Genomic DNA, 18,287 nt, shown 5'->3' with positions numbered 1-18,287 from the left:
TTTATGTCTCCGGCATGCGCGCCGCACTCTCCGGTGGGCTGCCATTGTTTTGCGTTGCCGTCTCCTGCGCGGGGCAGAGCATCTTTTTAAACCATGTCCGGGGTGAACGCACAGGCAGCGGCGTGGCGGAAAATACATCCTTCACGGCTTCCACCAGCATCAGGCTCCCCAACCCCGGCGAGAGAACTTTTCCAGCAATGTCGGACCGGCGGCCCCGGCGCATACTGGTGCAGGCCTGCCGGGCGGGCAGAAACAAAGCCTCATCCCGCCGCTCCGGCAGCAGCATGGCATGGCCCAGCACGGCACGCAGTCCCGTGCGGGAGCAGGCGACATCCTGCGCAAAAGGCGTATTTTTCTGCCGCAGCCGTCCACCCAGCTTGCTGGGCAGGATCATCAGCAGTCGTCCGTCATCTTTCAGAACCCGGCCTGCCGCCCGCAACAGAGGCACCATCTGGTCCTCCTCCGCGCAGGCATGCACCAGCACGATGCGGTCAAAGGCGTCTTCATCAAACGGCAGCGCATAGGGGTCCACCACGCACTCCCGGTCAGAGGCCAAGAACGGCATGGAATTTTGCGCGTTGGCACTCTCTGGGCGGTGGTCCGGCGTGCGGGCGGAAATACACAGTGCCCCGCGCCCGCGCCATGCCCCCAGATAAGCCCCGGCATAGCCCAGCCCCAGCACGCGCTGGCCGCGCAGATCAGGCCAGAACCATTGCAGCCGCTCACGTAGCAAAGCTGCGCAGGTCTGGCCCTCATGGGTCTGATAAAAGGCGTCTGCCGAGGGAGGAATGGCCTTATGCATAGCAGATGTGTACCATGATATCTGCTCCCGGCGCCATGACCGTGCACGCGTCCCCTCAAAGTTTCCACTCAGGAGAATTGCTCATGTCTCTTCAAACCCGCGCCATCCCGGTTTTGTCAGACAATTACAGCTGGCTTCTGCGAGACACGGAAACCGGCTGCACCGCCATTGTGGACCCCGGAGAAGCTGCCCCCATTCAGGCCGTTCTGGATGAAACCGGCGGACGGCTGGATCTGATCCTGCTCACCCACCACCATGCTGACCATGTTGGCGGCACCGATGCCCTACGCACACGCTACAACGCCCGCGTGGCTGGCCCTGCGTCCGAAGCCGCGCGCATGCCTGCGCTGGATATTGCCTTGCGGGACAATGAGACAATTGCCGTTGGCCAGTCTGAGGGCCGGGTGATTGCCGTGCCGGGGCACACACGCGGCCATATCAGCTATTATTTTGCAGACCCGCCAACCCTGTTTTGTGGGGACACCCTGTTCAGTCTGGGCTGCGGACGCCTGTTTGAAGGCACAGCGGAACAGCTTTTTGAAAGCCTGAAACGCTTTACCGATCTGCCAGATGAAACGCTTGTCTGCTGCGGGCATGAATATACCGAGGGCAACACGGCTTTCGCCCTCCACGCCGAACCGGACAACGCCGCCCTGAAAGCCCGCGTAGCAGACGTCAAACACCTCCGCGCCGAAGGCCGGGCAACCGTGCCCTCCACACTTGGCGAAGAACGCGCGACCAACCCGTTCCTGCGCGCCCCTGATGTAACGACCCTCGCCAGATTACGGCGTGAGAAGGATACGTTTTAAGGGGGGGGATGACAAACGCAACGAGCACTACCTTGACATGGTAGGGGTCTCAGCGTGCACAACCATACGCTAAATCAGGGCGCTCCCGCACCCGATAGCGAAACACCGTGCAGCGTTGCCAGCACAGACAGAAGCGGCACACCCGCAAGTTGCACGGCCCCGTCCCGCACCTGCAACGGCACGCTTAAAGGCCCTTCTGTACCGCCGGTGTGCTGCTCAAGCTGATCTGTCAGTCTGGTGAGAAGAACTGTTTGCGCAGGACTAAGCGTTTTGTCCTGCTGCAAACGCGTCAGAAAAGGCCGCCAGTTGCTCAGGGTCAGCCATGTTTCCCCCAGCGGCGCGCCTCCGGGGGCCATAACCAGCCGACCCGACCACGAAATCCCCAGACCGCGCCAGCGTCCGCCCACATGCTGCATTAGAATGTCCGCGTAGCCGGGTGACACGCCGGACGGCGAAGGGAATGAAACCGAGGAAGACCGGGTATCCCCCGCTCCCTGATCAGGCGCTCCAGCCGGTTCCTGATGCACCGAACCCGTCGCAGGGTCTGTGCCCTCTATCCCGCCAAGAGCTCCAGCATCCGAAGCCGATGACTTAGTGGAAGCGCTGTTATCCTGCGACCACAGCGCTGCAAGCCTCGCGGTTGGGCCGGGGATGGACACCGCGCCCTGCACATCGTCCACGCCATCCGCCCACGGAGCCACCACAGCGCGTTGCGCAGCAAAAGACAGAGCCAGAGCACTGGCCTGCGCATCGGCGTGACTATTCCACACCAGCTTCCCGCTTACGCCCCGTGCCGTAACCGGATGTGCTTCAGCCGCACCACGCTGCGGCACCAGATGCAAAAAATCTGTGCGGAACTGAACAGTGCCAGCCTCCGCTACACGCAAAGGCAGTGAAACTTGCACGGGCGCGCCATCTGTTTTGAGCAGCAGATACCCCGGCATCTTGCCGCCCTGAGCATCTTGTTCGGCCTGCACAGCCAGCGCCTGCCCACCGTCCAGCGTGCCCTGCACCGTCAGCGGATGCCAAGGGGCCAGATCCAGCACGGCATGATGCACAGCATAAGACAGACCAGTGTGCCCAGCAGATGCTCCGCACGTTATCTGCACACCCTCCAGCGACACCTGCGCCCGAAATGGCCAGCCACCCCGTTCTTTGTGCTGAAACGCCACCGGACAGCCGGTGGACTGCGCCACGCCGCCATTGGCACTGGCACCGCCGCCTGCACTGGCAAGTCGATGCTCCAGAAACTGAACGCCACCCCACCACAGCAGACTATCCAGCACGAGCGCACCCGCTCCGGCGCAGGCCAGCAGTCCTAAAGATTTACGCACTAAACATCCCCATCCAGACAAAAAGACCTGAACAGGCAAATAACGACCGGAACAAGCGCACTCAGAAACGCCCCAGTTTGGTATAACCCAGCTTCTGCACCAGTCTTTGCAGAATGCGACGGGGGCGGGTTGCCGGGTGTTTGCGCAAGACGATGTCGCAATACATGTATTCCTGAAGCGCAAAAACGACCATTTCCCACCCGTGACGCAGCATGAACTCATGGGCGGCCTGAATCACGCCATAAGGGCCGCCGCCATCCGCCATGATGTAATCATTAAGGATCAGCAGGCCGGTATGGGGTTTCAGCTTGCGTTCACACAATTCCAGATCCCGCACGACGGCCTGATAGTTATGGTCGGCGTCCAGATAAATCACGTCCACACCATGGTCGGGCAACCGGTCGAGCATCACGCCGCTATCGCCCGCCAGAACCTTGACCCGCCCCTGCGCAATTTCTTCAGCAAAGCGAGATTCATAGAACGCCTGCTGGGTTTTGTTAGCGAACATTTCAGAAGACGGGCGGCCCCAGACTTCAGGCAGTTCATGCACATTGAAAATATCCAGCGCATAGAACAGCCGGGGCTTGCAGATATCGAGGATTTTCTGAGAGAAATCGCCCGTCATCACCCCCACTTCCGCAATCACCGCATTTTTTGGCAGAAGCGGTAAAATATCATCCCGGTTTGGCAGCATGCGCGCATTGCGCAGTAAAAATGCTGGAAGGGGTGCTGCGGGCATCATCTGAGGCATGAAAAACTCTGGCTGAGCGAAGAACAGGATTAGCTTACCAGACTTTCATGTCCGCTCAAACGCAGGCACAGGCGTGTTGAATTTCGCTTGCGGACACGCCTGGACCAAACTGATTTTTGGAAAAAACTGTATTTCGTCCACATTCTCCCTTCATCCTGCCGAGCCACGGGGCATTTGAAATGTGTTCCAAAAATGACAGTTTTCAGACAGTCCTTCATAAAACTTTAAAGTTTGAAAAACCCTTATATTTTAAGGATTTCCTCCATTTTCAACAAAAAACATTTTCGTTTCTCTGCCAGTATTCACTGAGGGCTTTACTGGAATCCCACAGGAAAAACGATCTTTTACCTGAGCCCCTCCTAGACACCGCCTCTGGCATCCACAAAGTTATCCACAGGATAGTCTGACTTATCCCCGCCTCAAACGACCCTGCCGTCTACAATCCGGTCTTCCGCGGCAAAGTCCTGCTCCAGCCCGCGCCAGCTTTTCTCAATCTCGCCCAGCAACAACTTCCGGTTCATCGGCGCGAGAGGAGCACCAATAGCGACATGCAGCACGCCGGAACGCTTGAGGAAAGCGTTGCGCCCCCAGAACAGGCCGGAATTGGTTGCCACCGGCACAACCGGAAGCCCGGCATGCGCTGCCATGGCGGCAATGCCGGGTTTGAGCGCCACATGCTCACCGGGGGCCGTGCGGGTGCCTTCAGGGAAAATGACAATCTGCTTGCCCGCCTTAACGGCCTTTTCCGTCTCCCGCAGCAGAACCCGCATGGCTTTCGCCCCGGCAGCACGTTCAATTGGCATCATGCCCGCCAGAATCAACATCGGCCCCAGCAACGGAATACGGCGCAACTCGCCTTTCATCACATAGGACGGATACGGCACCAGCAACATCCAGATCAGCGTATCAAAGGCGGACTGATGCTGGGAGGCAATCAGCATGGGGCCGTTACCAGCTGCGGCCAGATTCTCAAGGCCGGTAATCCGCACTTCCACCCCGCAGATATCGCGGAACAGCATCAGCACCAGCCGGGTCCATAGCTTGGCGTACGGCAACGCCAGCCGCTTGGCGAACCAGCGAATGGGAAACGCACCAACCCCCATGATCAGGGTCAGCACAAAGGCCATAACATTGAACAGGATGGAGCGAAGCAAAGCCATAAGCGAGCCAGACCAGCGAAATTCAGAGGAATAATCTGCTCTGTGGAGACCAGAAAACAGGCCGTCTTGCAAGCTATGCCACAGGTTTACGCATCAAGGATGCGGGTTACGGCTGGTCTGCCTGCCTCCCACCCTGTATAGAAACCCTCGATTTTGATCAGGAAGCAGGACAATCATGACCGATTACAAGGTTAAGGACCTCTCGCTCGCAGAGTGGGGCCGTAAGGAAATTTCCATCGCAGAAGGCGAAATGCCGGGCCTGATGGCGCTCCGCGAGGAATACGGCGCCAGCCAGCCGCTGAAGGGCGCACGCATTGCGGGCTGCCTGCACATGACCATCCAGACCGCCGTTCTGATTGAAACGCTGGTTGCTCTGGGTGCCACGGTGCGCTGGTCCTCCTGCAACATTTTCTCCACGCAGGATCAGGCTGCTGCGGCTATTGCTGCTGCCGGTATCCCCGTGTTCGCCTGGAAAGGCCTGACGGAAGACGAATTTAACTGGTGCATTGAGCAGACCATTCAGGGCCCCGATGGCTGGACCCCGAACATGATTCTGGATGATGGCGGTGACCTCACCGTTATGATGCACGACAAGTTCCCGGAACTGCTGAAGAACGTGAAGGGCCTTTCTGAAGAAACCACAACGGGTGTGCATCGCCTGTGGGAAATGCAGAAAAAAGGCACGCTGAAGGTTCCGGCCATCAACGTGAATGACAGCGTTACCAAGTCCAAGTTCGACAACCTGTATGGCTGCCGTGAGAGCCTTGTTGACGCCATCCGCCGTGGTACGGACGTGATGATGGCCGGTAAGGTTGCCGTTGTTGCTGGTTATGGTGACGTGGGCAAAGGCTCTGCTGCCTCCCTGCGCAACGCCGGTTGCCGCGTGCTGGTAACGGAAGTTGACCCGATCTGCGCTCTGCAGGCCGCCATGGAAGGCTATGAAGTTGTGACCATGGAAGAAGCCGCCCCCCGTGGCGACATCTTCGTGACCGCAACCGGCAACGTGGACGTCATTACCCTGGACCACATGCGCGCCATGAAGCACCGCGCCATTGTGTGCAACATCGGCCACTTCGATTCTGAAATTCAGATCGGTGCCCTGCGCAACTTCACGTGGGACAACATCAAGCCGCAGGTGGACGAAGTTGTGTTCCCCGATGGCAAGCGCCTGATCATCCTGTCCGAAGGCCGTCTGGTGAACCTGGGCAACGCCACGGGCCACCCGTCCTTCGTGATGTCTGCGTCCTTCACCAACCAGACGCTGGCGCAGATCGAACTGTGGACAGCACCGGAAGGCAAGTACGAAGCCAAAGTCTACACCCTGCCCAAAAAGCTGGATGAGAAAGTGGCCTTCCTGCACCTTGCCAAGGTTGGCGCGCAGCTGAGCAAAATGTCTCAGAAGCAGGCTGACTATATTGACGTGCCGGTCAACGGCCCGTTCAAGCACGAAGAATACCGCTACTAAGACGACCCCGGAGCAGAGTAGCCGCCCCTGCCCTTCCGGCTGGCGGCTGCCTCCCTCCCCCGCATTACCCTGCTCTGCCCATCTGGCAGGCAGGGAATGCTTCCCAGATATGCAAATCGTTCATCACACTTCTTTGCAACCATTCCTATTGGTGTATGGTTTGTAAGAAGATGATTCAGCATGCGAACACGCCTTCGTGTTAGCAGCTGAGCGTTATCTGCTGCGAAAGGACTTTTAGAATGAGCATTTTCGGCACCATTCTCTCCACCATTTTCCACCACGCCAACGCTGCCACGCCGTCTGCCGCTCCGGCTGACGCACCGGCCACGCAGGCTGCTGCACCGTCTGCTTCCCCGGAAGCTGCTGCTGCCGCTGCCCCGGCTGCTCCGGTGGACATTGATGCCGTTCTGACCGGTCTGGCTGCCCAGAACGGACAGAACCTTAACTGGAAAGAGTCCATTGTTGACCTGCTGAAGCTGCTGGGTCTGGACAGCTCTCTGGATGCCCGCAAGAAGCTGGCGGCAGAACTGGGCTACACGGGTGACACCAATGATTCCGCCAGCATGAACGTGTGGCTGATCAAAGAAGTCCGCGCCAAACTGGCTGCCAACGGCGGCAAGGTTCCTGCTGGTCTGTAAATCTTACAGTCAGACGGACACAAAAAAGGCGTGCGGGGGAAACCTCGCACGCCTTTTTCTATGAGGCCGGACAGGCCCTGTAGCCTACCGCTCTTAACTATGCGTTTGCGTCGTGTGATGCGTGGCGGCGGTCTTGTTCTCGCTGATATTCACATGCGCCAGATCTGGCCGGTTGGCGCTATCCACCACAATCACGGCAGAACCTGCCAGCGGGGACGCAACACGGTCTGGCCGTAACAGGGCGCGGAAGCGATCATCAATAACCGCCATCTGCTCATCCTCCACATCAATCAGCCCGTGCTTGTCGATAAACACGTTCAGCGATGACGGGATACGGATACAGCCTTCGGACGCCACATGGCCCAGACGGCTTTCCAGATAGACCGGGTCTGTTGCGTGCATTTCCAGCCGGATCTGCCCTTTTTCACGCGGCACAGGCAGCCAGCCTTTTTCGGCCCATTGCCAGCCGAAATCCCACACCCGCATCCCCTTGGTGCCGTTCCCCATAATGCCGTTCTCGTTCTTGGTGCCCAGAGCCCGGTAGCCGAGAATATCCGCCGTATTGTTAAACACGCCGGTGGGGGTGATGTAGTAGAATTTCCGCCCGGTTGTGCCAGTGGAGACCTTGGTGCTGCCAATCACCTGCCAGTCTGACTGACCCGGCAGAGCGAGCATCAGGCACATGCGCTGCACGGCGGGGTTCCGGTCCACCACCAGCACCACCTGTGGGCGGTCCAGCGGGAAAGACGCCTGCTGGATCTGTTCCTGCGCCAGCATAATCCATGCGACTTTTTGTGCGGAAGAGACTTTGAGCGCCACAGGCACTTCATGCCGGAACGCGCTGGTCAGCCGCGTGGCTTCTGCCCGCGCGTCTTCTTCATTCAGAACCGGAATCTCCGGCAGCGGCGGTGCTTCCTTCAGCACTGGCTCTGCCGGAGTGAGTGTAGGGGATGGTGCCCCTTCCTGATCAGCCTGTGCGGGCTGACCGCTTGTCTGCCCAGGCGACGCAGCGGGATCGGAAGAACCCGTTCCCGCTGCGTACGCCAGTCCCGGCACAAGGAGCAAACTGCCGGCTATTAAAAGAAGTGTCGGACACCTTGCTCCTGACATACCACGTCTCTCCTGCCTCAATATCAAAAGAGATTATGGCATTCCTTCCCGCAGGAAGGAAATCGTCAAATATTGATGGAGCGATTATCTGCCCCCAGAGCTGCTTCTTTTACGGCTTCACTCAGAGTGGGGTGAGCATGGCAAACACGACCAATATCCTCAGCGGATGCGCCAAACTCAATGGCCATGGTGGCTTCTGCAATCAGTTCACCCGCACACGGGCCGATGATATGCACGCCCAGAACACGATCCGTTTTCTCGCAGGCCAGCACTTTGACGAATCCGTCCGTCATCCCCAGCGCCCGCGCACGGCCATTGGCCATGAAGGGGAACTTGCCGATTTTATAGGCGGTGCCCTTTCCCTTGAGCTGTTCTTCCGTAAAGCCAACGGACGCCACTTCCGGCCAGGTGTAAATCACGCCCGGAATGGCATCGTAATTCACATGGCCAGCCTGCCCGGCCAGAATTTCGGCCAGCGCCACACCTTCTTCCTCAGCCTTGTGCGCCAGCATCGGTCCGGCAATCACGTCACCAATGGCGTAAATGCCCGGCACGTTGGTGGCAAAGTGGGCGTCCGTTACCACGCGACCGCGCTTGTCCAGCTCAATCCCGGCTTCTTCCAGCCCCATGCCTTTGCTGGCAGCGGTGCGGCCTACAGCCAGCAGGACAATATCGGCTTCCAGTGTTTCAGCAGCGCCACCGGCAGCAGGCTCAACCGTCAGCACAACGCCTTTTTTGGTTTTTTCAGCTTTGGTCACCTTATGGCCCAGCTTGAGCTTGAAGCCCTGCTTGACCAGCAGCTTCTGGAACTGCGAGGCAACCTCGTTATCCGTGCCCGGCACCAGACGGTTCAGATATTCAATAACCGTGACTTCAGCACCCAGACGCTGCCAGACGCTGCCCAGTTCCAGACCAATCACGCCGCCGCCAATAACCACCAGACGTTTCGGCACTTCGGAGAGTTCCAGCGCACCGGTTGAGGTAACGATGGTTTTTTCATCCACTTCAATACCCGGCAGATTGGCGCTGTCACTGCCGCTGGCGATGATGATGTGCTTGGCCGTAACCGGCTTGCCATCCACCGTCACGCGGCCTGTGCCTTCAACCTTGCCGTGGCCTTTCAGCCAGGTGATGCCGTTTTTCTTGAAGAGGTATTCAACACCCTTCACGTTCGCACCAACAATATCAGCCTTGCGGGCCTGCATGCGAGCCAGATCCAGCTTCACGCTGTCAATCACCACACCATGCGCTGCAAAATCATGGCCTGCTGCATGGTAGTTTTCAGAAGACTGCAACAGCGCCTTGGAGGGGATACAGCCTACATTCAGACACGTGCCGCCCAGTGTGGCGCGTTTTTCCACGCAGGCCACTTTAAACCCAAGCTGCGCAGCGCGAATGGCGCACACATAGCCACCGGGGCCAGCACCAATCACCAGTACATCGTAATCTGTCTCGGCAGGAGCTTCTGCCTGCGCCGCAGCGGGTTTGGCTGCTGCTGCGGGCTGCGCGGCAGGCTTGTCCGCTTTTGCTGCCGCCGGAGCTGCCTTGGCAGGGGCAGACGCACCGGCAGCCCCCTGCTCCAGTGTTGCCAGCACGGCGCCCACGGCGACTTCATCCCCTTCTGCAACCGCATGGGCAGCCAGCCGACCATCCGCCGGAGCGGGGACTTCCACGCTCACCTTGTCCGTTTCCAGCTCCACAACCGGTTCATCCGTTTTCACAGCATCACCCGGCTGCTTCAGCCATTTCCCCACGGTGGCGGTGGTAACACTTTCTCCAAGGGACGGAACTTTGATTTCAATCGGCATGGCTTTGCTCTCGTTCGCATTCAGGGGTCAGAAAAAGAAAAAGGCTGACCGACTATGGTTCGGCCAGCCCTGAGCAGTCTCAGACGTCAATCAGAAGACGACGCGGGTCTTCCACATTCTGCTTGATGCGGACGAGGAAGCTGACCGCCTCCTTCCCGTCCACAATGCGATGATCATAAGACAGCGCGATGTACATCATCGGGCGGATCACCACCTGGCCGTTCACTGCCACCGGACGTTCCTGAATGGAGTGCATGCCCAGAATACCGGACTGCGGTGCATTCAGAATGGGGGTGGACAGCAGAGAACCATAGATCCCGCCATTGGTGATGGAGAAGGTGCCACCAGCCAGATCATCAATCTTCAGCGTGCCTTCACGCGCAGCTTTCCCAAACCCGGCAATGGTTTTTTCAATTTCGGCATAGCCCATCTTGTCGGCGTTTTTAATGACCGGCACCACCAGCCCGTTCGGGCCACCCACGGCAATACCGAGATTGACGAAGTCACGATAAATCACGTCATCGCCGTCAATTTCAGCGTTAATGGCCGGGAATTCTTTCAGGGCTGCAATCACAGCGCGGGAGAAGATGGACATAAAGCCCAGCTTCACACCATGCTTTTTCACAAACGTGTCCTGATATTCCTTCCGCATCGCCATAGCTTCGGAGAGGTCAACCTCGTTAAAGGTGGTCAGAATAGCAGCAGTGTTCTGCGCATCTTTCAGGCGGCGGGCAATGGTGCGGCGCAGGCGCGTCATCTTCACGCGTTCTTCACGCGGGTCATCATTGCGGGCCGGTTTGGGAGTTGCAGGCGCCTGAGCTACCGGCGGCTGGGAGAGGAAACCCAGAACATCGCCTTTGGTAATCCGTCCATCCTTGCCGGTGCCGGAACCAAGCTGATCTGCACTCAGGCCGTTTTCTGCCATCATCTTGCGGGCAGCAGGCAGAGCCGCAGCAGCATCCACTGCGGGGGCAGAAGCCGGGGCCGCTTTGGGTGCAGGTGCGGGTGCTGCCGGAGCGGAGGCAGGCGGGGCGGCCTTCTTTTCAGCCGGCGCAGCTTTGGCTGCGGGCTTCGCTGCGCCAGCGGCACCGGGTTCCAGCGTGGTCAGCAAAGCGCCGACTTCCACTTCATCCCCCACCTTGGCCACTTCCGAGCCCAGCACACCAGCCTGCGGTGCCGGAACTTCCACGCTCACCTTGTCGGTTTCAAGCTCAACAATTGGCTCATCAGCCGCCACGGTATCGCCTGCTTTTTTCAGCCATTTGGCCACCGTAGCCGTTGTTACGCTTTCACCCAGTGTCGGCACCTTGATTTCGACTGACATCCTATGTCCCCATTTCCTTCAAACACTCCCCGGCAAATTTCTCTTTTTTCAAATCTGCCGGGCTGTCATGCCTGCCGTTATGGCGGCAGGCGGTCTTTTCAGATGGTCTGCTTTCAGTCCGCTTTTTTCAAACCCAAGGCCCTTTCCACAAGGTTCGCCTGCTCTGCCGCATGGATACGCGCCAGACCTGTGGCCGGGCTGGCCGCTGCGGCACGGCCCACATAACGCGGACGACCCGCCTTATGCTGCGCAGCCTGCAAGGCGCCCTCAACCCGACGATCCACAAAGTGCCAGGCCCCGCCATTTTCCGTTTCTTCCTGACACCAGATGACTTCGGCTTCAGGATAACGCTTCAGCTCGGCAGCGAGGGCTGCTTCCGGGAACGGGTAGAGTTGTTCCAGACGCAGGATAGCCACATCCTTCAGCTTGTTCTCACGTCGGGCTGCCAGCAGGTCATAATAGACCTTACCAGAGCAGATCACGACGCGTTTGATGCTGGCGTCCGGTACCATGCCATCCAGTTCCACATCATTCACATCTGCCAGCACCGGCTGGAAGCGCGTGCCCGGCCCGAAATCGGACAGAGCAGAGACCGCCAGCTTGTGACGCAGCAGAGATTTCGGCTCCATCAGGATCAGCGGCTTGCGATAATCCAGCTTCAACTGGCGGCGCAGTGCATGGAAGTAGTTGGCCGGGGTCGTGATGTTGCACACGAACATATTGTCTTCAGCGCAAAGCTGGAGATACCGCTCAAGCCGTGCGGAAGAATGTTCCGGCCCCTGCCCTTCGTAACCATGCGGCAACAGCATCACCAGGCCAGACATCCGCAGCCACTTGGTTTCCCCCGAGGCGATGAACTGGTCAATAATCACCTGTGCACAATTGGCAAAATCACCAAACTGCGCTTCCCACAGCACCAGCGTTTTCGGGTTACGCAGAGAGTAGCCATACTCAAAGCCCAGCACGCCATATTCCGAGAGATGGGAATTCCAGATCTCGATTTTGGCCTGATCGTCTTCAATATGGTTCAGCGGTGTAAACGGTGTCTGGTTTGTCTGGTCAATCAGCACCGCATGACGCTGGCTGAAGGTGCCACGCTGGCAGTCTTCACCCGAGAGACGCACACGGTGGTTTTCCACCAGCAGAGACCCAAAGCCCAGAGCCTCACCGGTTGCCCAGTCAAACCCTTCCCCGGAGGAGAACATCCCCGCTTTTGCTTTAAGCTGGCGGGCAATTTTGGAATTGAGGTCAAAATCGTCCGGCACTTTGGTAATGGCCGCCCCAATTTTCTGGAGCGTTTCAACCGCCACACCTGTTTCCGGGTAAGCCGCGTCTACTTTGCCGGATGTCGGGGCGATCAGCCCGGACCAGCCCCCTTCCAGCCAGTCAGCCTTGTTCACCTTGTAGGACTGCGCGGCCTTGTAGTCTTCATCCAGTTTCTGGAAGAAGGCATCCCACTGGGCCTTCACCTCGTCTTCTGTCACAACACCAGCGGCAACAAGGCGTTTTGAATAAAGCGTGTGCGGGGTTTCATGGTCCGCAATAGCTTTATACATCACCGGCTGCGTGAAAGCAGGCTCATCGGTTTCATTGTGCCCGTGACGACGGTAGCAGACGATATCCAGAACAATGTCACTGGCAAAAGCCTGCCGGTAATCTTCTGCCAGACGGGAGACGTAAATCACCGCCTCGGCATCATCGCCGTTGACATGCAGCACCGGGGCTTCAATAGATTTAGCAACGTCGGTGCCATAAATGCCGGAATGGCCGTTTTTCGGGTCAGTGGTAAAGCCGACCTGATTGTTTACCACCATATGGATGGTGCCACCCGTGCGGTAACCCGGAAGCTGGGACATGGAGAGGGTTTCATACACCAGCCCCTGCCCCGCAAACGCGGCGTCACCATGGATAATCACACCCATATGGCCGGTGCGGGTTTCCGTATCGCCCGCATCATCCTGAATGGCACGCACTTTACCGCACACTACAGGGTCAACCGCTTCCAGATGGGAGGGGTTGGGTTGCAGCGCGATATGGACGGACTTGCCGCTGACTTCCACATCCGTGGAGGAGCCAAGGTGATATTTCACATCGCCCGAGCCAGCCACATCATCCGGTTTGAAAGACCCGCCGGCAAATTCATTGAAGATGGCCACGTAGGGTTTACGCACCACGTTGACCAGCGTGTTCAGGCGCCCGCGATGCGCCATGCCGATGGTCACGGAGGTCACGCCCTGTGCAGCGGCCTGATCGATAATGGCATGCAGGGAGGGAATGGAAATTTCCCCACCTTCCAGACCAAAGCGCTTCGCGCCGACATAGCGTTTCTGGCAGAAGCTTTCAAAACCTTCAGCTTCCGTCAGGTTTTTTAGGATAGCTTTCTGCTCATCCACCGTCACCTGCGTGCGCCACTGGTCACCCTCCAGCCGGGTACGGAGCCAGTCACGTTGCTCGGCGTTGCGGGCATACATGTATTCCGCGCCGATGGTGTCACAATAGACCGCCCGCAGCGCGTCCACGACTTCGCTCACCTTGGCGGTAGTCCGGCCTTTCAGCAGGGGAGCCATCAGGGATCCGATAAAGACCTCGCGGCCCAGATCTTTCTGCGCAAAGCCATACGTGGCCGGGTCCAGTTCCGGGGTTGCATGCGGTTCATGCAGGCCCAGCGGGTCCAGCCGGGCTTCCTGATGCCCGTAAACGCGGAAAGCGCGGATCAGCCGGGCAATGGCCAGACTGTCCGTGGCGGCCAAGCCGCCTGCGGGGCTGCCTGCAACACCTTTGGCCGGAGCCACAGGCTCTTCCCCCGTGATGATAGACGGGCGCGGTGCCCAGGAGGCCCCCACGGCGTCTTTCAGCACAGCGGCTTCATCATCATCCAGAGAGCCGAAAAGCGTATCGAATGAGGGATCAACGCTTTTGGGGTCCTGCGCCCAACGGGCATACAGGTCCGCCAGATACGCGATATTCGCCCCGTTAAGCGCGGTTGTCAGCACGTCTGAAGCTGCCATGATCAGAGTCCTCCCTGCTGCCGGGCAAGCCCGTTCTGGCAGCCAGCGGTTGTGTTAGTCCCGAACGTAAGCCGGTTCATTTTTTCTCTCACCCTGCGGCGTCGCAGGATGCCCTGCCCGCATAGTCTGAATTCCGTGAGGCTGAAGACCTTACCGCCCTCAGCCGCTCTGATGATTTTGCTAGACCGCGCCAGAAGCGGGGACAAGAGAGCCAGCTGTCACGGTGTGGAGAGGCGATGCGCGGCCTGTGCCGCCGCCGCCCCACGCGCCAGCCAGCTTTCACTTCCCATCTCTGCGAGGCGTGATGCGGTACGGGCAAACGCGTCAGATCCCTCACCCGTGGTAAAAAGCTGGTCAGGTGCCGCCTCTGCCGAGGCAAAAAGCAGGTTTCCGTTATCGTATAGCGCATCTACGAGGGTAATAAACCGCCGGGCGAGATTGGCCTCGTCCTGCCCCATGCTGGGAATTCCGTCGATAATCAGCACGGGGAAGCGTCTGGCCAGCGCCAGATAATCGTTCGGCCCGCGCGGCGTGCCACACAAAGAGTTGAAATCGAACCGGGCCACGGAACCCGCTGCCTGATCCACCTCAAACGTGCGCCCGCTGAATTCCAGCGTGACCGGGGCCGCTTTTTCACCCTCCGCATAGCGGGTGAAAATTGCGTCCAGCCGGGCATGGGCCTGTGCATCTGCGGGAACCAGCCATGTCTCCCGGTCCTGCTGGCGCCCACGCCGGTAGTCCCGCTGGGAGTCCAGTTCCACCGTATCCAGCTCCCGCCGGATGATGGCAATAAACGGTTTGAAAGCATCCGCACCGGGGCGGTTCTGGAACAGTTCACCCGGCTCGGTGTTGGATGTGGCGACAATCACCACACCCTGCGCAAACAGGGCCTCAAACAGCCGGCCGAGAATCATGGCGTCGGCAATGTCATTGACCTGAAATTCATCAAAGCACAGCAACCGGGCGCGGGCAGCAATGGCCGCGGCCAGCGGTGGAATAGGGTCCGTCATGCCGGGGTTGGCGGCTTTCAGGTCATGCAGTTTCTGATGCACATCCTGCATGAAGCGCAGAAAATGGATGCGCTCCTTTTGCCTGACGGGCGCGCAGCCGAAGAACAGGTCCATCACCATGGTTTTGCCACGGCCGACCCGCCCCACAATATACAGCCCGCGCGGGCGTGGCGGCGGAGCCTGCGGCTTCAGCCTGCGCGCAAGGCCTGCCAGCAGCCCGCCCTTAGCGGGTGGGGCCGGTGGCGGCATGGTGGCCAGCTCATGCCAGAGCTGGTCCAGCCGTTCCACCACACGGGCCTGATCCGGATCATTCTTCAGGTCTCCGGAAGCAATACGCTCCCGATAGACAGCAAGAGGCCCGCGCCCGGTAAAAGACGAGGCCTCGTCCTTGTTGATATACGTCATAACTATAGGCGGATAGCTGGGACATATGCCCTTCCGCAAGGGTCAGAGGCTCTCGTAACTGTGTCGTGACAGACTCCACCCCTCCGGCGGCACTCTTGGGACGCCTTTTCCCAAGCAGGAGCACGACTTATGGACTGGAACGCCTACCGCACTCATCTGGGTGCCAACACCAAGGTTTTCGCGCAGCTTTCCCCCAACACGATGAAGGGATTGCAGACGCTGGAAACCGTCCCCGCCGAGCACAAACATCTGGACGCCAAAACGCGGGAGCTGATCTCTCTGGCTGTCGCCGTCACCACCCGCTGCGATGGCTGCATTTGTGTCCACACAGTCGCTGCTAAAAAAGCCGGTGCGACAAAGGAAGAAATTGCAGAGGCCCTTGGCGTAGCCGTAGCACTAAACGCGGGGGCCGCCGTGGTCTATTCCAGCCGCGTGCTGGATGCGTTTGAAAACCAGCCCGCTTAACCTATTCCTCCGGGGCCAGCGGCAGCGTGGGCATGCCGTGGCCTCCGGGCTTCATCACCCACAGACGAGCACCCCGCACGTCACGATCTGACACCACCCGCACAGCATCCGGACGCAGGTAAATTGCCTGAGCGCCCTCCCGCCATGCCGTAAACCGATCCAGCTTGCGCACACCGGGGCATGACTGGCGCAAAGGCGCAGCGCTGATAACCAGATCCATCCCCGCACAGAGCGAGTCGGGCAGCAGAGCCTCCCCATCGGACCGATCCCGCACTCTGAGCAGCACGGAACGCCCTTTCAGACTGAGAAGGCATACATCCGGCACACCATCCTGCCCGCATGCCAAAGCGCCATCAGGTGTTTCTCCGCCCTCCGCAGGGAACGGCTGCGGCGGCAACGCCAAAGCCTGCTGCCAGGCTGCGCGCACGAGAAACGCATCGCGCGATTGCCCACCCACCAGCAGCGCACGCCCATCGCGCACCGCCATCAGGCCTCCATCGGGGCTGATCAGCAGGTCTGGCTGAGTGACCAGAAACGGGGACAGCACCCCCACCAGAATGGGCACCACACCCGCCAGCCGCCACACGGGCCGCCATAAACACAGCCAGCACAGCCCAAGCAACACCGTCGCCAGTCCCCAGCACGGCATATGGGGCACCATCATGCGGGCGGCGGGCCAGTGCGCAATGCTATGGGCGAGATGCAGCACACCCTGAATGCCCCAGCCCATCAAATGAAGTGGCACGGCATCCAGATGCAGCGGCATCAGCCCCAATGCCAGCAGGCCTAACGGCATGATCCACACGGCCATGAGAGGGACTGCAATCAGATTAGCCAGAATGAAAAACGGCTGTATTTCACCAAAATGCGCCATGACAACAGGGAGGGTCGCAAGCCCTGCCAGCAAGCTGGTCAACGTCAATGTCACCAGATGCAAAGTCAGCCAGCGCCTGACACCGCGCCCTTTCTCCCGGAACCGGGTCAGATGCGGACGCGCCACTTCATAGCCCGCAATCAGCGCCATGACGGCAGCAAAGGACATCTGGAAGGCCACACCCAGCACTTCCTGCGGCATGACCAGCAGCAAAACCGTTGCCGCCAGCGCCAGCCCGCGCATGGAAACCGCACGACGCCCGGCCACCAGCCCCAGCACAACAACCGCTGCCATCATCAGGCTGCGGGTGGCGGGTAAATGCAGGCCGGTCAGCGCCACATAGGCCGCACCGCCCAATAACGCCAGCAGGGCGGACAGTTCCTTGCAGGGCCAGCGCAACGCCGCCCACATCCATGCGGAAAAGCCGATCCGGAACGTCGCCATCAGCACACCCAGCACAATGCCCAGATGCAGACCCGCCACCGCCAGCAGATGCGCCAGACCGGATGCGGCAAACTCTTCCCGCACATCACGCGGCACGGATGCCCCCTCGCCCGTCAACACAGTTGAGGCCACCGTTCCCGCAGCACCGGGCAAGATCTGCCGGATGCGCGCATCAATCCGCTCCCGCAGCGGCTCCAGTGCAGCAAAGGAAAACCATGAGCGCGGGCCGTCCGAATGCGCCACAGGCTGCACCATCCCCAACGCGCGACCAGAGCCAGCACTTCCGGCAAACCACGCCTCACGCTGAAAATCCCGCCCACCGGGAAAAGCCGGAAACGGCGGAGGGCGCAGCAAGGCCCGCACCTGCACCACCGTGCCCGGAACCAGAATCGCCGGATCATCCGCACGCAGCGTGAGGCTCAACGTGCGGCGCAAAGGCAGCATGTCGTGGTCAAGCGGGGTTGCGAATCTGGCTCCGGCCAGCACAACCCGGCGCGTTCCGGTAGCATCGTCTGCCCCGCGTGGGGGTAGGACCATGACGGACTGCACCGTGCCTGACACCACAACCGCACGACGCGGCAACTCCGGCATGGGCGTCTGGCGATGCGCTACACTCCACGCAGACACAAACCCCAAAGCCATCGCCACGCAGGCCCCGCCTGCAAGACGCGCCCAGAGGGAGAGCCAGCCTGCAACCAGAACGCCAAGGCCCAGCGCCAGCCCCGCCGCAGGCAACCCCACGCCCCACAAAGCCCCCGGCTCCTGCAGCAGCAGAAAATAGACCAGCACGCCCAGCGCCATGCCGACCGGCACCCACAGCACCAGCCGCCGTTGCTCAGCAAGAAGAGCAGCCGTCAGCAACGGCATATGGCTCCCCGCG

At 59.7% G+C, this 18,287-nt stretch carries 14 protein-coding genes; 4 read left to right on the top strand and 10 right to left on the bottom strand.

What is annotated here, in order from left to right; translation table 11 throughout:
* Window position 1: 1 nt before the first annotated feature.
* On the bottom strand, window positions 2-802 hold the full coding sequence (locus tag HK23_RS02025) for a methyltransferase domain-containing protein (RefSeq protein WP_086652691.1): 801 nt from the start codon (window positions 800-802) through the stop codon (window positions 2-4).
* Between the two features lie 83 nt (window positions 803-885).
* Between HK23_RS02025 and gloB the strand changes: the two genes are divergently transcribed.
* The gene (gene gloB, locus HK23_RS02020; protein ID WP_086652690.1) at window positions 886-1,611 is read left to right on the top strand and encodes a hydroxyacylglutathione hydrolase; all 726 of its coding nucleotides are present in this window, start codon (window positions 886-888) and stop codon (window positions 1,609-1,611) included.
* Between the two features lie 74 nt (window positions 1,612-1,685).
* On the opposite strand, the gene HK23_RS02015 is transcribed toward gloB, so the two are convergent.
* The 3 genes from HK23_RS02015 to HK23_RS02005 form a co-directional block, all read right to left on the bottom strand.
* Window positions 1,686-2,945: a DUF2125 domain-containing protein gene (locus HK23_RS02015; protein WP_179193764.1), complete on the bottom strand. Its 1,260-nt coding sequence runs from the start codon at window positions 2,943-2,945 to the stop codon at window positions 1,686-1,688.
* A gap of 61 nt (window positions 2,946-3,006) precedes the next feature.
* Window positions 3,007-3,696, bottom strand: coding sequence for a class I SAM-dependent methyltransferase (locus HK23_RS02010; protein WP_086652688.1), 690 nt, complete (start codon window positions 3,694-3,696; stop codon window positions 3,007-3,009).
* Between the two features lie 419 nt (window positions 3,697-4,115).
* Entirely contained in the window at window positions 4,116-4,856 is a 741-nt protein-coding gene (locus HK23_RS02005) for a lysophospholipid acyltransferase family protein (RefSeq protein WP_086652687.1), read from the bottom strand.
* Between the two features lie 175 nt (window positions 4,857-5,031).
* On the opposite strand from HK23_RS02005, the gene ahcY reads away from it, so the two are divergent.
* Complete coding sequence (gene ahcY, locus HK23_RS02000; RefSeq protein ID WP_062270927.1) at window positions 5,032-6,321, top strand: adenosylhomocysteinase; 1,290 nt, start codon at window positions 5,032-5,034, stop codon at window positions 6,319-6,321.
* Between the two features lie 239 nt (window positions 6,322-6,560).
* Window positions 6,561-6,959 (top strand): DUF3597 domain-containing protein, encoded by a 399-nt coding sequence (locus HK23_RS01995; RefSeq protein WP_062140736.1) that lies wholly within the window; start codon window positions 6,561-6,563, stop codon window positions 6,957-6,959.
* Window positions 6,960-7,052: 93 nt separating this feature from the next.
* Here the strand turns inward: HK23_RS01995 and HK23_RS01990 are convergent, their stop codons facing one another.
* From HK23_RS01990 to zapE, 5 genes are all read right to left on the bottom strand, one after another.
* The gene (locus HK23_RS01990) at window positions 7,053-8,069 is read right to left on the bottom strand and encodes a L,D-transpeptidase (RefSeq protein ID WP_086652686.1); all 1,017 of its coding nucleotides are present in this window, start codon (window positions 8,067-8,069) and stop codon (window positions 7,053-7,055) included.
* 65 nt (window positions 8,070-8,134) lie between these two features.
* Window positions 8,135-9,877, bottom strand: a complete 1,743-nt coding sequence (gene lpdA, locus HK23_RS01985; RefSeq protein ID WP_086652685.1) for a dihydrolipoyl dehydrogenase — start codon at window positions 9,875-9,877, stop codon at window positions 8,135-8,137.
* A 79-nt stretch (window positions 9,878-9,956) separates the two neighbouring features.
* On the bottom strand, window positions 9,957-11,201 hold the full coding sequence (gene odhB / locus HK23_RS01980) for a 2-oxoglutarate dehydrogenase complex dihydrolipoyllysine-residue succinyltransferase (RefSeq protein WP_086652684.1): 1,245 nt from the start codon (window positions 11,199-11,201) through the stop codon (window positions 9,957-9,959).
* Between the two features lie 113 nt (window positions 11,202-11,314).
* Complete coding sequence (locus HK23_RS01975; protein ID WP_086652683.1) at window positions 11,315-14,209, bottom strand: 2-oxoglutarate dehydrogenase E1 component; 2,895 nt, start codon at window positions 14,207-14,209, stop codon at window positions 11,315-11,317.
* 218 nt (window positions 14,210-14,427) lie between these two features.
* Window positions 14,428-15,624, bottom strand: coding sequence for a cell division protein ZapE (gene zapE / locus HK23_RS01970; RefSeq protein ID WP_086652682.1), 1,197 nt, complete (start codon window positions 15,622-15,624; stop codon window positions 14,428-14,430).
* Window positions 15,625-15,753: 129 nt separating this feature from the next.
* On the opposite strand from zapE, the gene HK23_RS01965 reads away from it, so the two are divergent.
* Window positions 15,754-16,089 (top strand): carboxymuconolactone decarboxylase family protein, encoded by a 336-nt coding sequence (locus tag HK23_RS01965; protein WP_086652681.1) that lies wholly within the window; start codon window positions 15,754-15,756, stop codon window positions 16,087-16,089.
* Window position 16,090: 1 nt separating this feature from the next.
* On the opposite strand, the gene HK23_RS01960 is transcribed toward HK23_RS01965, so the two are convergent.
* Window positions 16,091-18,274 carry a ComEC/Rec2 family competence protein gene (locus tag HK23_RS01960; protein WP_086652680.1) on the bottom strand — a complete coding sequence of 728 codons (2,184 nt, stop codon included), beginning with the start codon at window positions 18,272-18,274 and terminating at the stop codon, window positions 16,091-16,093.
* Window positions 18,275-18,287: the final 13 nt, after the last annotated feature.

Source organism: Acetobacter malorum, from assembly GCF_002153605.1.
GTDB classification, from domain to species: Bacteria; Pseudomonadota; Alphaproteobacteria; order Acetobacterales; family Acetobacteraceae; genus Acetobacter; species Acetobacter malorum_A.
Note: the sequence above shows the minus strand (reverse complement) of the source record. Positions and strands in the feature narration are given on the sequence as shown.

Excerpts from the sequence above, each read along its gene's own strand:
- HK23_RS02025 (WP_086652691.1), bottom strand. The coding sequence starts at position 802 with ATGCATAAGGCCATTCCTCCCTCGGCAGACGCCTTTTATCAGACCCAT.
- gloB (WP_086652690.1), top strand. The coding sequence starts at position 886 with ATGTCTCTTCAAACCCGCGCCATCCCGGTTTTGTCAGACAATTACAGC.
- HK23_RS02010 (WP_086652688.1), bottom strand. The coding sequence starts at position 3,696 with ATGCCTCAGATGATGCCCGCAGCACCCCTTCCAGCATTTTTACTGCGC.
- HK23_RS02005 (WP_086652687.1), bottom strand. The coding sequence starts at position 4,856 with ATGGCTTTGCTTCGCTCCATCCTGTTCAATGTTATGGCCTTTGTGCTG.
- ahcY (WP_062270927.1), top strand. The coding sequence starts at position 5,032 with ATGACCGATTACAAGGTTAAGGACCTCTCGCTCGCAGAGTGGGGCCGT.
- HK23_RS01995 (WP_062140736.1), top strand. The coding sequence starts at position 6,561 with ATGAGCATTTTCGGCACCATTCTCTCCACCATTTTCCACCACGCCAAC.
- HK23_RS01990 (WP_086652686.1), bottom strand. The coding sequence starts at position 8,069 with ATGTCAGGAGCAAGGTGTCCGACACTTCTTTTAATAGCCGGCAGTTTG.
- lpdA (WP_086652685.1), bottom strand. The coding sequence starts at position 9,877 with ATGCCGATTGAAATCAAAGTTCCGTCCCTTGGAGAAAGTGTTACCACC.
- odhB (WP_086652684.1), bottom strand. The coding sequence starts at position 11,201 with ATGTCAGTCGAAATCAAGGTGCCGACACTGGGTGAAAGCGTAACAACG.
- HK23_RS01975 (WP_086652683.1), bottom strand. The coding sequence starts at position 14,209 with ATGGCAGCTTCAGACGTGCTGACAACCGCGCTTAACGGGGCGAATATC.
- zapE (WP_086652682.1), bottom strand. The coding sequence starts at position 15,624 with ATGACGTATATCAACAAGGACGAGGCCTCGTCTTTTACCGGGCGCGGG.
- HK23_RS01965 (WP_086652681.1), top strand. The coding sequence starts at position 15,754 with ATGGACTGGAACGCCTACCGCACTCATCTGGGTGCCAACACCAAGGTT.
- HK23_RS01960 (WP_086652680.1), bottom strand. The coding sequence starts at position 18,274 with ATGCCGTTGCTGACGGCTGCTCTTCTTGCTGAGCAACGGCGGCTGGTG.